Below are 13,946 nucleotides of genomic sequence, written 5' to 3' on the forward strand. Positions count from 1 at the left end.
GAAAATTTCCGGACGCTGCTGATGGGACGTCATCGCGAATTCGATATGGAGAATGTGCTGGACTCGGTCCTGTGCGTCTTTTGGCGCAAGGGTTACGAGGGCACGTCCTATGCGGATCTGACCGCGGTTGCCGGTGTCGAGCGGCCGGCGCTGTATTCCGCCTTCGGCAATAAGGAAGCCCTGTTCCGCAAGGTGCTCGACCGCTATTACGAGAAGTACCTGCAATACCTGCCGGAGGCGCTGGCGCTGCCGACGGCGCGGCAGGTGGCAGAACACGTGATGCAGGGTGCCATCGACCTCACCACCCGGTTTCCCACCCACCCGGGATGCCTGATGATCCAGGGGGTACTGGCGGGCTCAGACGATTCGGAAGAGATCCGGCAATTCCTGATCGATGCCCGCGCCACTGCGGAAACCGAGCTTCGCCAGCGCTTCGAACGGGCCAAGGCGGAGGGCGATCTGCCGGAGACGGCCAAGGCCGATGCGCTTGCGGCCTTTCTCATGGCCGTGCTGCACGGCATGGCGGTTCAGGCCAAGGCCGGCTTCAGCCGCGAGACACTGGAAGGCGTGGCCGAGCAGGCTTTGCTCGCCTGGCCTGCGGGCAAGGGAACCGGGGCCGCGATCGCATCGTGAAATTCCGGGAGACACCTGCCGCCATGGCCGAATGGCCCTTGTGATCGGTCGTCCGACCGGGAGCGCCGGGCAAGGCCTGATAAGGCTCAATGGCCTTCGAGCATGTTCGCGCAGTCCAGTGTTATCCTTGCGGTCAGACCCTGGGGCTCGAACGAAAGCGTGCATTGGCCGCCCATCGAAAGGCTCATGCGGTTCAGCAGTTCCGTCCCGAAACCGGAGTGCTTCGGGGGCGCCGTCGCCGGCCCTGCGCTTTCCGTCCAGATCAGATGAAGCATGGCGCCTTCGTCTTCCGACGGCACCACGCTCCACTCTATGGAAACAACGCCCGACTGGTCGCTGAAGGCCCCGTGCTTGAGCGAGTTTGTGCCGAGCTCGTGCAGGATGAGATTGAGTGGAATGACACCGTTCGCGCTGATCACCAGGTCCGGACCGTCGAGGGTCAGCCTTTTCTGGTCTGTTACCCCGAGCGGGTCCAGGACCGCGTGGATCGCTGCCGTCATGGTGATCTCTTCACCGTGGGCCGCGCCGCGCAGGAGGTCGATGGAGCGGCTCAAGGCGGTGATCTTGTGGCGCAATCGCTCACCGAGCTGGGCAGGGGTGGAGACATGCTTCTGCAGCAGGGAAATCAGCCCGCCGAGCGTCGCCATGATGTTTTTGAGCCGGTGGTCGACTTCCTCGGAAATCACTTCTTGTAGCTGCAGAGCCTTGGCCAGCGCCTGCCGTGACCGGACCTGTGCTCCCAGAGCATGGAGAGCAAGGCTCAGAAGCCCGATATTGGTGGCGACGATGAAGACGTAGAAGACGAGCGCGGTCGCGGCATGGGCATCCAGCGCAAAGCTGCCAAACGGCGCGACGAACCAATACCAGGCTGCCAATCCCGAAAGCACGGCGGACGTGATGGCGGGATAGGTCCCCCATATGAAGCCGGTGATCAGGACGGCCGGGAAGAAGGTCAGGAAGGGGAAGCCGGGGGGGAGAAGGGGATCCAGAAGGAATCTGAGGAGCAAGGCCACAGCGGTCGCGGCCAGCGATGCGGCCTGGCCAAGCAATAGGCTGGAACTTGCCGTTCCATACACTGCGTTCCTGAAGGCAGGCAGCGCCAGCAGGAACGGTTCAAGGCGTGTTTCGTCGTCCCGCCTGGGCAACTTGTTCTTCATCGAGACCTCATCAACGGGGGCAATCGATCCGGTAGCGCATGCTGGGGCCTTGAATGCTGCTGGACGAAGGTCGCGGAAAAGGCTCTGCCGTTCACTGGAACACCTCGGACTATAGCAGTGAAATTGCGTTTCGGGCAGATATTTTTTTCGGACGGTGGATATGAGATATCAACGCTTTAGCCAAAAGAACCGAGGGAAATGCGGCCACCGGGACCGCGCTCGCAGAAGGCTTGTCGTTTCACGTCATGAAAGTCTATGATCATGGCCAGAAGGGGTCATGGAGAGCTCTCCGCTGGTGGGCCGGTGGGCTCGCGACAAGACGGCTTTTTACCATCAGACGCCATTCTCATCGGCGGCGACCGATGCTGGTCACAACCGAGCCCTTCCGGCTATAGGCAGAGCGCCACATCCGTCGACACTGACCACCCATGACGGCTAAGGAACCAATAATCTTTTTCGGCCGGTGGACCCAAGGCGGCGGCTCGGCGTTTGGGCTGTGCAAATTTGGGGGTATGACGACATGATGATGGGGATGCTTGCGGGCTACGAGGCTCAGGTCGCGCTCGGACTGGTGATCCTGCTGTTTGCCCTGTTCGTCTGGGAGAAATACCCGGCCGACGTCACGGCATCCGCCGGGGCCGCCCTGTTCATCGTGCTCGGGTTTGTCCCGACCGACCAGGCGATGGCGGTTTTCTCCAATTCCGCGCCTCTGACGATCGGGGCGATGTTCGTGCTCACCGGCGCTCTGGTGCGCACCGGCGTCCTTGAAAGCGTCGCCGGCATCGTGCTCGACCGCTCGAAGAGATATCCGAAGCTGGCGCTGGGCGTCTTTCTGCTGACGGCGCTCGCCGCCTCCGCCTTCATGAACAACACGCCCGTCGTCCTGGTGCTGATCCCGATCGTGATCCGGCTTGCCGCCGCCCTCGACATCGCCGCGACGCGGCTTCTGATCCCGGTCTCCTACGCCGCCATTCTTGGTGGCACACTGACGCTGATCGGAACCTCCACCAATCTTCTCGTCGATGGTGTCGCGCGGGCGCAAGGAATGGAGCCTTTCTCCCTTTTCGAGATCACGCCGGTGGGGCTGGTCACCGCAGCGGCGGGGATTGTCACCATGCTGGTGCTGGGCCGCTTCCTGCTGCCGGACCGGCGCGACGAGGGCGGCGATCTGGTGAGCGAGGGCGACGCCGAATATCTGTCGGAGCTGACGGTGCTGGTGGATGGCGACTACACCGGAAAGCCGATCGGCGAGATCGCCGATTTCAAGCAGCCCGGCCTTCGCATCGTCGGCGTCCGTTCGGACGGAAAGGTCGTGCGCAAGGACGTGCAGGAGATCGTCCTGAAGAAGGGCGATGCGCTGATCGTCCTCTCCAAGTCACCGGAATTGCTGACGCTGAACGATCGCGAGGGCTTGCGCGTCGGACAGCGCCGGGGAATTACGGGCAACGGCGAACGGATCGTCGTGGAAGCCGTGGTCGCCCCGGGCCGGCTTGGCCAGGGCACGCTCCTCTCCAGCCTTTCGCTTGGCCGTCGCTTCGGCGTGCGCATTCTCGGCGCCCATCGACATCGGCATGTGGCCGGCCCGGACCTCGGAAACGTGCGCCTGCGCCCGGCCGACAAGCTTTTGCTCGAGGGCACGGCCGAAGCACTCGACGAACTGTCGCACCAGAGCGACCTGGTCTCCATCACCCGCTCGACGGCACGTGCGTTTCGCCCCACCAAGGCGCCGCTGGCGCTTCTGGCGCTGGGTCTCGTCGTAGTGCTGGCCGCCTTCAACGTCATGGACATCGGCATCCTGGCGATGATCGCGGTCCCGGCCATCCTCGTCCTGCGCTGCATCGATGCGGATGAGGCCTGGGGATCGATCGACGGTGCGATCCTGATCCTGATCTTCGCGATGCTCATCGTCGGCCAGGGGCTGCAGGAGACCGGCGCGGTGACGCTCGTCGTCGATACGATCCTGCCGCTGATGGGATCGGTATCGCCCTTCGTCGCGCTTCTCATCGTCTACGGCATCTCGTCGACGCTGACCGAGTGCGTCACCAACAATGCGGTCGCAGTGATCTTCACCCCGATCGTCATCGGGATTGGCCAGCAACTGGGCATCGAGCCCCGCGCGCTGGTCGTCGCCGTCATGTTCGGCGCCAGCGCCAGCTTCGCCACGCCGATCGGCTATCAGACCAACACGCTGGTCTATGGCGCCGGCAACTATCGCTTCAGCGATTTCGTCAAGATCGGCCTGCCGATGAACATCATCGTCGGCCTGGCGTCATGCTATGCCATCTATTTGTACTACGGCCTCTGAGGGCACGGCGGACGCCAAGGCGGTCAGGTCCCCGAAAAGGTCACCGTCACGCCGCGCTGGCGAAAATAGGCCTGCATCAGCTTGCGGCCGGAGCGGTTGTTCTGCGCAAGACGCGCCGGATCGAACACGGCCGCCTTGACGCCCTCGCGCGCCATGGCGGCCTTCAGCGTGACGATATGCGCGTCGATATCGGCATTGTCCGTCTGGAGCGAGTCATAGATGCGGTTTGTGGCTTCGGCCACGGTCGGTTCGCTCACGGGGATACTCCTGTTGTTGTTTGGCTGGCGCGCATAGCACAGTTTTACGGCGAGACCCTACTGCGATGAGCAAAAAATGCGGCGCTCACGAAGCGACGGAATGGGCCAGTGTACCGCCGCCTTGGCCCGAACGGCGCCGTTCGCCAGGCGGGCGATGGGAGATTGCTTCCAGGTCGGTATACTCGTCCATATCTAGGCTATTTCAGGTGCGTAATTGATATCAGATATCCAGCGTGTATCTACTGTCTCATCATCATGAGCAATGTGATGAAGCTGCCGCGAACGAGCGGCATCCGATGCGCATCAGAGATAGTTGAAAGGGAATAGGATGACGATGATTAGACTTCTGGCCGGCGCCCTGTTGGCACTGGCAGTTTCCGGCCCTGCCAGTGCCATGGGGCCTGCCGATGCCGGCGCGACCAATGTTGTGCTGGTGCATGGTGGGACCACGGACGGCTCGGGATGGAAGGATGTCTTTCATATTCTGCGGGCGAAAGGGTTGGCAGTTACTGTTGTGGAGTTACCGCATACCAGCCTCGAAGATGATATTGCTGCGACGAGACTGGCTGTCGACGTCCAAAGCGGCCCGACCGTTCTGGTTGGCCACAGCTACGGTGGCGCCGTGATCACCGAGGCTGGTGTAGCACCCAACGTCAAGGCACTGGTATACGTCGCCGCCCTGCAACCCGATAGGGGCGAAAGCCTGGCTGAGATCAGCAGCAGCTTTCCCATGGGCATGGACATGAAGATGCTCGACGACAAGCGGTTCGTTCCAGATCCGGCGAGCTACCACGACATGATCGGCGCGGATCTTCCGCTGGATGTTACCGATTTCATGGCTGCATCGGCCAAGCCGATGCGGGTGGATACATTTCAGGTTCGGTTCCAGCATGCTGCATGGCATGACAAGCCGTCGTTCGGCATCGTGACGACCGATGACAAGGTGCTGTCACCGGACTTTCTGCGGTGGATGTATCAGCGCACAAACACAAAGGTGACGGAAGTGAAGTCAAGTCACATGGTCTACATGTCTCACCCGCAGGAGACGGCGGACGTCATTCTTGAAGCAGTCAGCTCGGTAAAGTGACGACAGGCGAACGGCGGCGGTGAAGGCTTCAGTTAAAGGTCGGCCTGTCATCGCGCGCATCTTGCTGTACCCGACCTGCTTGGGATCGGGTACAGCATCTCGACAGCCCCTTAGACTTGGCGCAAGCCGCCGTCGACGCACAATTCAGCACCGGCGATATAGCTTGCGTCATCGCTCAACAGGAACAAGGCGGCCGCAGCCACTTCTGAAGGCCGTGCCATCCGACCCATTGGAATCGGCGCGATAATTGCCGCACGCGTGTCTTCCGCGACAGCAGCCATCATGTCCGTGTCCGTGGGGCCGGGTGCAACGACGTTAACCCGAATACCTTTGGGTGCGAGTTCGGCCGTCCAGGTTCTGGCGTAGGATCGAACGGCCGCTTTGGTTGCGCTGTAGGTTCCATAGGCAGGGTAGCCCGCGTTCCCGCCGATCGACCCGACGAGGACGACCGAGCCGCCGCCCGTCATTGCGGGAAGAGCTGCCTGGAAGCCGAACACCATCCCTCGGACGTTGACGTCAAAATGGCGGTCGAAGTGCTCCGGCGTTATTTCGGCGAGCTGCGAAGGTTCGGAGAGACCCGCATTTAATACGAGCGCGTCGACGCGACCATATGCCTTGCGCACCGTTTCGACAGCCTCCAGCATGTCTTCCGGAGAGCTTGCATCGGCGGCAATGCCGACCGCGCCGTTGCCGATGCCTCTGGCAGCCTTTTCAGCATCTTCACGTCTGCGACTGGTGATGAAGACACTTGCGCCTTCGGCAGAAAGCCGCTCTGCGATGGCCAGCCCGATACCCTTTGCGCCACCGACGACCAAGGCCGCCTTGTTATTCATTCGAGCCATTGTAAATCCTTTCACTGAATGGTCTCGCCATGATATAACTTGGATACCTGATATCAATTACGCACCTGGAATAGCCTAGATATGGACCAGTATACTGACCTTGAAGAACGTTCTCATCGCGCGCTTTGCGACATGGCGCAGGTTCGTCCGGTGCTCGACAAGATCGCTGACAAATGGACGATCCTGATCCTCACAGTAATCTGTCCGCAGCCTGCGCGGTTCAACGAACTGAAGCGGCGTCTCGATGGGATCACGCACAAGGCCCTGGCCGATGCATTGAAGAGGCTTGAGCGGAACGGCCTCGTGACGAGAACCGTCCTGCCGACGCAACCCATTGGGGTCGAATATGCAATCACGCCGCTAGGCCATTCGCTGCGGGAGCCGTTTGAAGCATTGTGCTTGTGGGCAGAGGCCAACGGCGACAAGGTTGAGGCAGCCACACTACACTATGACAACGCGGGAAATCGTCGCTGACGGAGCCACTATGTCTTTGTCTGGCGCAAACGCTGCGGCACATGGGCCATCGGCGGCAGACTACTTCCGTCCTCTGCCCGCACCCGACGCCTGCCGCGATTCCTTGGCAGCGTCGGAGAAGCCGGGAGGCTTGCTCTTGATCCATGCGACGAATTTCTGCACGGCCGGGTCCTGAAGCATGGCTTCGATCGTGGAGAAGGCCTTTGCCAGTTGCGCATCGGTGAAGATCGCATGGATCTGGCGGTGGCAGACGCGGTGCAGGCCGACGGTGATCTTGCCGCCCTTGCTCTTGGGAACGAGATGGTGCTTTTCGTTCTGGTCCTCCGGGATCACCCGTTCGCAGAGCGGGCAGATCGGCAACTCCGGCTCCACGTTCCAGGAAGCGATCTCGTCTCTGTTCTTGCGGGCCATGGTTTTCGGTCGATCCGGTGAAGGGGGTGCTCGCTGGCGATCATGCGCCTCCGCGTGCAAGGCTTGCGCTGCAGATATCGGTTCCATCGGCGGGGATCAATACGGTTGTCCTGAGTCGCTCATCTTGCGGGCCAGGCCGGTCGCTTGCTGCAACCTCATGAGCACGAGGAGGAGACGGCTCCTGGGTGAGGCGGTGGAGACTTCGATGACTTCAAACAGCCCTGAGCGGACAAAAAGTGTTCTCGCGGAAAATACTGATGCGTACCGCCCTGCCGGACGTAAAACCAGTATTGTCAGCGGTCTTAACGACGATCTTTGCTTTCAGGGTTAAGAGAGAAGCTTTTGATCGACTTGCTTCAGAGACAATGCAAGAAGGATCGGCATCCAAATCACACTCGTCTGAGGATAGACAATGAATTTCCATAGCCTTCGCCTGGGTTTTGCTACCATCGCTTTCAGTATCGCAAGCAGCGGACTGCTGGCCTCTGCCGCCCATGCCGCAGAGTTCTCGTTCACGGCAACCAACACCACCCGATCGGTGGTTACCGAGATCCTGGTGTCGGAGGACAAGAGTGAGTGGGGTTATTTCGACATCGGAAGCGGCATCAAGCCGGGCAAGACGACCAATCTCGTCTGGGACCAGAGCACGAATAGCGAAAGCTGCAACCAGTGGGTCAAGGCGTCCTATGCGGACGGCAGCGAGTCGGAGCCCGCCAAGTTCAATTTCTGCGAAGACGGACTTGAAATCGAGTTCTGATCAGGCTTACGCCAGCGCGTGACGATCTGAACGGCAGGTGACCTTCGGTGACCTGCCGTTTGTCTGTCTGGCTGGTGCAGATACCGTCCTGGCGGCCTGCTTCCGGAGCGCCTAGATCCCCGACCCGTCGAGTTCCGCGTCGTCCTTGCCCTCCCAGGCGGAGGGCAGGGTCAGCGGGTCGAGGTTGGCCCCAGGCAGGGGCATCCAGCACTTCAGTTCCGGCTCCGCATAGGCGATGATCCGGCCCGGCGCGGAATCCGACGAGCGCCAGGCTTCCGCACCATAGCGATCGGCATTCGACCAGGAGACGAGATCGACGGCGCCCGGTCCCTGTTCGGATGCGCGGATGGTCACGAGGATGCGGCTGCCGTCCCTCGGCGCGGTTCGCATCGGTCGCCAGCGGCCTGGTTCTTCCATGGTAGTCTCCTTGTTCATGTTCGGCGAAGTGTCGCCCCGCGTGTTCGAGCGGTCAACTGGCCGTTTGGTGGAGCGTCAGTTCCCGGTTCACCCGCCTTCGACTGCTTGGAAAGACCCACGCGACCGAGCAGCGGTGCACTTGGACCCTGGCAGTCTCTACTGCCGGTTTCCCCTTCAATCCCCCAGCGACATAGGCTTCTCCCCACCCGGCGGTAGGCCCCAGAGCCTCCGGATGAAGTTCAGGAACGCGCCGTAGGGGCGTCCGAGCGCCAGCATCATGACGGTGGCGCCCAGCACGCCGCGCACCAGGCCTTCGCCCGAGGCGCCGCTGAAGGCGATGATCGCGGCGTAGATTGGGACCTGGAAGCTGACGAGGGCGATCGTGTCCCATGCCAGGCGGGAGACCCGGCCGTCACCGGCGCGGCCCATCAGCCAGTCCCGCCATAGTCCGTAAGGTCTGGCAACCGGCACCATCAGCACCGCGCCCAGCAGGCGAGCCTGGAAGACCTGCTCCCACGTCATGCCGGCGATGAAGCGTTCGTTGATGATGCCGGTCGTCGTGAAGAACAGGATCAGCGCCAGCGTGTCGGCAAAAAAGGCTTTCCGGCGCAGGGCAGCGTCCTTCACGATGACGGCCACTAGCGCCTTTCGCCCCCATGCCCGAACGGACATTTCAGCGGCTCCGTCACCGGCGTCGCATTCCGTTCGGAGCGGAAGGCGGCGGAGCGTTCGTAGGCAAGTTGCCTGAGCCGCATGATCGAGCCGAGCGGCTGGTGGTCGGCAAGGCCGTTCCAGGGGCTGAAATGCATGCCGTCGTCGACCTGTCGCGACAGCGCCTCGCTCCAGCCTTCCTGCGGGCCGGCAGTGATGCGCGCGACGGTGATGAAGGGGCTCTTCTCCTCGTCCCAGGCGTCGATGCCTTCGACAGGCATGGCCTCGAGATCGGTGCAGAGCTGCACCTGCAGATCCCAGACGGCGGTCTGTGTCCTGAAGAACTCATCCGTCGCGTGGCGCAGGATGTCGGCGTCCTCGGAGGTGTCGACCGTGGTCCCGGTCAGCGCCTTGAGATCGTCGGAGGCGGGGACGACAGCGACCTTGGCGATGTGCTCGCCGTAGCGCAGCGGCAGCTGGGCAAAAAAACTGTCGCCGAGGATATGGGTCTCCGGATTGCCGCCCATGGTCTTCAGCACGGCACTCTCCTTGCCCACCTTTTCCAGTGCGCCCTCGACCGTCTTGAACACCTTGGAGACCACCTCCTTGACGCCCTCCATGCGGTCGGTGGTGGCGGCAAGCAGCTTCAGGTTCTTCAGGAAGGCCTTGCCGGAGGGGGAGTTGAACTCCTTTCCGTTGACCATGACGAAATCCTGGCTGCGCGAGGCCATCGAGCCGGGCAGGCGCGGGCCCTCGACGTTCATGACCTTGAGCGCCATGCCGCGCGGCGTCGAGACGCTGTCGTGCAGCAGATCGCCCGGCGTCGTGGAGAGGCGGATCACCGCCTCGTAGTCTGCGGGCTTTGCAAACAGCCCCTGCGCCAGTGCGGGCGGCAGGCCGTCCAGCACCTCGAAGCGGGCGGCCAGCAGGCCGTGGCTCTTGGCGTGCACGGCGCGGATCGCATGGCCGCTATCCTCAAAGGTCTTCTCGCAGATCGAGACCATGGTCTCCGCCAGCTTGGCGGCGGTCTCCGGCTCGTCGGGCTCGACCGTTTCGACGTCCGGACGGTAGCGGACAGGGGTGGTGGAGAGTTGCGTGCTCATCAGTCCGGCAATCCTTCCATGATCTTGTCGATGGTGATCGGGAAATGCCGGTGGCGGGTGCCGGTGGCATGGTAGATGGCGTTGGCGACGGCGGCGCCGACGGCGACGATGCCGATCTCGCCGAGACCCTTCACGCCGATCGGGCTCGCCTTGTCGTCCTCTTCTTCCACGAAGATCACATCGATGTCCTGCACGTCGGCATGCGCCGGCACGTGATATTCGGCAAGGTTGTGGTTCATGATGCGGCCGCTGCGGTGGTCGATCATGCTTTCCTCGTGGAGCGCCATGCCGAGCCCCATGACGACGCCGCCGAGCACCTGGCTGCGCGCCGTCTTCGGGTTGATGATGGTTCCGGCGGCGACCGCGATCACCACCCGCGTCACCCGCGTGACGCCCAGATCCTCGTCGATCTTCACCTCCACGAAGATTGCCGAATGGGTGTAGCTGACGAATTTCTTCGCCTGCTCCTCGTCGGGCGCCACCTTGCCGTGACCTTCGACCGAGGACATGCCGTGGCTGCCGAGGATGTCGCCGATCGAGAGACCCAACTGGTCGTTGCGGTCGAGCACGAGGCGGTTGTCGCGGATCGCCAGATCCTCGACGGCAGCACCGACAAGCGGCGAATTGTCGAGCTTCTGGGCCAGCGACAGCAGCGTCTTGCGGACCTCGAAGCAGCCGGCCTGGACGGCCGAACCACTGGAGGCGGCCGTCCACGAGCCACCCTCGACTGCCGTCTTCGCCAGCGAGGAATCGCCGATCAGAACGCTGACGCGGTCGGCCGTCTGGCCGAGCCCCTGGGCGGCGATCTGCGCGAGGATCGTGTAGGTGCCGGTGCCGATGTCGGAGGCGGCCGCCGAGACGGTGATCGAGCCGTCCGGGAAGAGGCGCACCTTGGCTTCCGCAGGCGACAGGGTCGCTTCCCAGATGCCGGTCGCCACGCCCCAGCCGATGAGATCATGGCCGTCACGCATGGAGGCGGGCTCGGGGGAGCGCTTCGACCAGCCGAAGCGTTCGGCGCCCTCGCGGTAGCAGAGATCGAGCGCCTTGGAGGTGAGCTGCAGGTCGTCGTTCTGGTCGTAGTCGACGAAGTTGGCGATGCGGAACTCCAGGGGGTCCATGCCGACCTCGTAGGAGAGCTCGTCGATGGCCGATTCCAGCGCCAGGAAGCCGGTTGCAGCACCCGGTGCGCGCATGTCGCCCGGGGTCGAGACGGTCATCTTGGCCAGCTCGTAGGAGAGGGTGACGTTGTCGCATTTGTAGGCGAGGCCCGACCAGTTGACGACATTCTCCTGGTAGTCCTCGTAGAGCGAGGTCGTCTGCACCGCATGGTGGCGGATCGACATCAGCTTGCCATTGGCGTCGGCGGCGACCAGCATCCGCTGCACCGTCGGCGGGCGCCAGGTGAGATAGAACATCTCGCGCCGGCTCATCTCCACCTTGACGGAACGCTTCAGGTCGAGGCTTGCCATCACCGCGAAGAACAGCTGGTGCTTGGGGCGCAGGCCGGACCCGAAGGCGCCGCCGACATAGGCGTTGACGACGCGCACGGTCTCCGGCTTCAGCCCGAAGATGCCGCAGACATAGCCCTGGCTGTTCTGCGAGCCTTGCGTCTTGTCGTAGACGGTGAGGCTGCCGTCCTCGGCGCGGATCGCGGTGGTGCCGAAGAGTTCCATCGGATTGTGATGCTCGCCGGCCTGGACATATTCCGCCGAGACCTTGTAGGGCGCCGAGGCATAGGCGCCTTCTGCGTCACCGCGCGGATCGGACGGCAGAAAATCCTCCTTGCGCGGCACCGGCGGTACGTAGCTCTTTGCCTGCTCCACCTCGATGTCCGTATGGGGCTCATCGGCCTGGTATTCGACGCGGATCAGGTCGGCGGCATCGCGCGCGGCCTCGAAGCTTTCGGCGATGACGAGCGCGATCGGCTGGCCGTCGAAGAGGATGCGGTCGTTTTCCAGCGGCCGGAACGGGTGGCCCGGAAGCGCCACCTCGTCCTTCCAGTCGTCGTCGGAGGATGCGGTCGGCGGGCGGTTGTGGTGGGTGTAGACCTTGACGACTCCGGGGAAACGCTCGGCTTCGGAGGTGTCGATCGAGGCGATGCGGCCGCTGGCGATCGTGGCATAGAAGGCGTGGCCGAAGAGCATGCCGGGCTCGTGGTATTCTGCCGCGTAATGGGCGGTGCCGGTAACCTTCAGCGGGCCGTCGATGCGTGGCAGCGGAAATCCGATGATGTTCTTTTCGTTCTGCATGGGGATCTCCTTCAGCGGATGTGCTTTTCGGCCTGGACCTGCGGCGTGCCGGCAGCCGCCTGCGACAGCGCCCGGATGATGGCCTTCTTTGCCATCGGGATCTTGAAGTCGTTATCCCCCTGGCCTTGCGCGCCGGCGAGCAGCCGGTCGGCTACGGCGGAGAATGTCTCCGGGGTTGCCGGTTGTCCGGCAAACTCCGCCTCCGCCAGGCTGTCGCGCCAGGGTTTATGAGCGACGCCGCCGAGAGCGACGCGCAAGTCGACGATGGTGCCGTCCTTGACGTCGAGAGCTGCGGCAACCGAGACCAGCGCGAAGGCATAGGAAAGCCGGTCGCGCAGCTTCAGATAGCTGTGGTGGGCGGCAAAATGATTGCCATCGAGACGCACCGCGATGACGATTTCGCCGTGGTGGAGCGTGTTGTCACGCTCCGGGTGGTCGCCCGGCAGCCGGTGGAAGTCCGCAAACGGAATGTCGCGGCGGCCATCCGGCCCCTCGACCTCGACGGTGGCGGCAAGCGCCGCGAGCGCCACGCACATGTCGGAGGGGTGGGTGGCGATGCAGTGCTCGCTGGCGCCGAGGATGGCGTGGATGCGATTGACGCCGCCGATCGCCGCGCAGCCCGACCCCGGCTCGCGCTTGTTGCAGGGCGTCGAGGGATCGTAGAAATAATAGCAGCGGGTGCGCTGGAGGAGATTGCCGCCGGTGGTGGCGGCGTTCCGGAGCTGCGGCGAGGCGCCGGCGAGGATGGCGCTGGCAAGCAGCGGATAGCGCTCGGTGACGCGCGCGTCATAGGCGACGGCGGCATTGGAGACGAGCGCGCCGATGCGCAGCGAACCGTCCGGCAGCTCCTCGATCTCCTTCAGGGGGAGGCGGTTGATGTCGACGATGGCGGAGGGATGCTCGACGTCGTATTTCATCAGGTCGACGAGATTGGTGCCACCGGCGAGCACCCGGGCCTGCGGATTGGCGGCAAGCGCGGCGACGGCTTCGCCGAGATTTTCGGCGCGGGTATAGGAGAAGGGCCTCATTCTGCGGCCTCCTTCTGCGACGCTTCGACGCCCTGGCCCATCACCTCTTCGATCGCATCGGCGATATTGGTGTAGGCCCCGCATCGACAGAGGTTGCCGCTCATCATCTCGCGGATCTCCTCGCGGGTGCTGGCGTGGCCTTCCTTGAGGAGGGCCACGGCGGAACAGATCTGTCCGGGCGTGCAGTAGCCGCACTGGTAGGCGTCGTGCTGGACGAAAGCCTTCTGCATCGCGTGCATGTCGTCGGGCGTTCCTAGGCCTTCGATGGTGGTGATCTCGGCGCCGTCGAGGGTGACGGCGAACTTCAGACAGGAATTCACCCGCTCGCCATCGACCAGCACGGTGCAGGCGCCGCACTGCCCATGGTCGCAGCCCTTCTTCGTGCCCGAGAGCTGCATGGGACCGCGCAACAGGTCGAGAAGTGTCACCCAGGGGTGGATTTCGAGGTCCTGGCGGTTGCCGTTGATCGTCAATGCGATCCGGTTCTTCGGCTGTGTGTCTGCCGTTGCGATGTCCATGGAGGGGCCCTTTCCGGAGATTGTGCCGGACTAACGGGAGGGGCAAGTGATTGTTCC

General features: G+C 63.1%; 15 protein-coding genes. 5 read left to right on the forward strand and 10 right to left on the reverse strand.

The genetic code is table 11. From position 1 onward, the window contains the following. The first annotated feature begins 21 nt into the window (after window positions 1-21). Entirely contained in the window at window positions 22-633 is a 612-nt protein-coding gene (locus M1E10_RS13510; protein WP_499176948.1) for a TetR/AcrR family transcriptional regulator, read from the forward strand. 86 nt (window positions 634-719) lie between these two features. On the opposite strand, the gene M1E10_RS13515 is transcribed toward M1E10_RS13510, so the two are convergent. Further along, a complete protein-coding gene (locus tag M1E10_RS13515) occupies window positions 720-1,790 on the reverse strand; it encodes a DUF4118 domain-containing protein (RefSeq protein WP_499176949.1) in 1,071 nt (356 codons plus the stop codon). 520 nt (window positions 1,791-2,310) lie between these two features. Between M1E10_RS13515 and M1E10_RS13520 the strand changes: the two genes are divergently transcribed. After that, the gene (locus tag M1E10_RS13520; protein WP_499176950.1) at window positions 2,311-4,095 is read left to right on the forward strand and encodes an SLC13 family permease; all 1,785 of its coding nucleotides are present in this window, start codon (window positions 2,311-2,313) and stop codon (window positions 4,093-4,095) included. A gap of 23 nt (window positions 4,096-4,118) precedes the next feature. Here M1E10_RS13520 and M1E10_RS13525 read toward each other — a convergent pair whose 3' ends face one another. Continuing rightward, window positions 4,119-4,352, reverse strand: a complete 234-nt coding sequence (locus M1E10_RS13525) for a hypothetical protein (RefSeq protein WP_499176951.1) — start codon at window positions 4,350-4,352, stop codon at window positions 4,119-4,121. A 328-nt stretch (window positions 4,353-4,680) separates the two neighbouring features. On the opposite strand from M1E10_RS13525, the gene M1E10_RS13530 reads away from it, so the two are divergent. Next, window positions 4,681-5,439 carry an alpha/beta fold hydrolase gene (locus M1E10_RS13530; protein WP_499176952.1) on the forward strand — a complete coding sequence of 253 codons (759 nt, stop codon included), beginning with the start codon at window positions 4,681-4,683 and terminating at the stop codon, window positions 5,437-5,439. A 110-nt stretch (window positions 5,440-5,549) separates the two neighbouring features. Here the strand turns inward: M1E10_RS13530 and M1E10_RS13535 are convergent, their stop codons facing one another. Further along, a complete protein-coding gene (locus M1E10_RS13535) occupies window positions 5,550-6,281 on the reverse strand; it encodes an SDR family NAD(P)-dependent oxidoreductase (protein WP_499177174.1) in 732 nt (243 codons plus the stop codon). An 81-nt stretch (window positions 6,282-6,362) separates the two neighbouring features. Between M1E10_RS13535 and M1E10_RS13540 the strand changes: the two genes are divergently transcribed. After that, window positions 6,363-6,755 (forward strand): winged helix-turn-helix transcriptional regulator, encoded by a 393-nt coding sequence (locus tag M1E10_RS13540; protein ID WP_499176953.1) that lies wholly within the window; start codon window positions 6,363-6,365, stop codon window positions 6,753-6,755. 60 nt (window positions 6,756-6,815) lie between these two features. Here the strand turns inward: M1E10_RS13540 and M1E10_RS13545 are convergent, their stop codons facing one another. Continuing rightward, on the reverse strand, window positions 6,816-7,166 hold the full coding sequence (locus M1E10_RS13545; protein WP_499176954.1) for an HNH endonuclease: 351 nt from the start codon (window positions 7,164-7,166) through the stop codon (window positions 6,816-6,818). 412 nt (window positions 7,167-7,578) lie between these two features. On the opposite strand from M1E10_RS13545, the gene M1E10_RS13550 reads away from it, so the two are divergent. After that, on the forward strand, window positions 7,579-7,923 hold the full coding sequence (locus M1E10_RS13550; protein ID WP_499176955.1) for a hypothetical protein: 345 nt from the start codon (window positions 7,579-7,581) through the stop codon (window positions 7,921-7,923). A 111-nt stretch (window positions 7,924-8,034) separates the two neighbouring features. Here M1E10_RS13550 and M1E10_RS13555 read toward each other — a convergent pair whose 3' ends face one another. The 6 genes from M1E10_RS13555 to M1E10_RS13580 all read right to left on the reverse strand — a co-directional run bounded on the left by M1E10_RS13555 (window position 8,035) and on the right by M1E10_RS13580 (window position 13,889). Then, a complete protein-coding gene (locus M1E10_RS13555) occupies window positions 8,035-8,340 on the reverse strand; it encodes a hypothetical protein (RefSeq protein WP_499176956.1) in 306 nt (101 codons plus the stop codon). Between the two features lie 174 nt (window positions 8,341-8,514). Beyond that, window positions 8,515-9,012, reverse strand: coding sequence for an L-alanine exporter AlaE (alaE, locus tag M1E10_RS13560; protein WP_499176957.1), 498 nt, complete (start codon window positions 9,010-9,012; stop codon window positions 8,515-8,517). Next, window positions 8,979-10,094 (reverse strand): catalase family protein, encoded by a 1,116-nt coding sequence (locus M1E10_RS13565; protein ID WP_499176958.1) that lies wholly within the window; start codon window positions 10,092-10,094, stop codon window positions 8,979-8,981. The genes alaE and M1E10_RS13565 overlap by 34 nt, the downstream gene beginning before the upstream one ends. Continuing rightward, on the reverse strand, window positions 10,094-12,343 hold the full coding sequence (locus M1E10_RS13570; RefSeq protein ID WP_499176959.1) for a xanthine dehydrogenase family protein molybdopterin-binding subunit: 2,250 nt from the start codon (window positions 12,341-12,343) through the stop codon (window positions 10,094-10,096). The genes M1E10_RS13565 and M1E10_RS13570 overlap by 1 nt, the downstream gene beginning before the upstream one ends. 11 nt (window positions 12,344-12,354) lie before the next feature. Beyond that, the gene (locus M1E10_RS13575) at window positions 12,355-13,371 is read right to left on the reverse strand and encodes an FAD binding domain-containing protein (RefSeq protein WP_499176960.1); all 1,017 of its coding nucleotides are present in this window, start codon (window positions 13,369-13,371) and stop codon (window positions 12,355-12,357) included. Continuing rightward, complete coding sequence (locus M1E10_RS13580) at window positions 13,368-13,889, reverse strand: (2Fe-2S)-binding protein (RefSeq protein WP_499176961.1); 522 nt, start codon at window positions 13,887-13,889, stop codon at window positions 13,368-13,370. The genes M1E10_RS13575 and M1E10_RS13580 overlap by 4 nt, the downstream gene beginning before the upstream one ends. Between the last annotated feature and the right edge of the window lie 57 nt (window positions 13,890-13,946).

The organism is Rhizobium sp. PK7-22 (genome assembly GCF_056530405.1).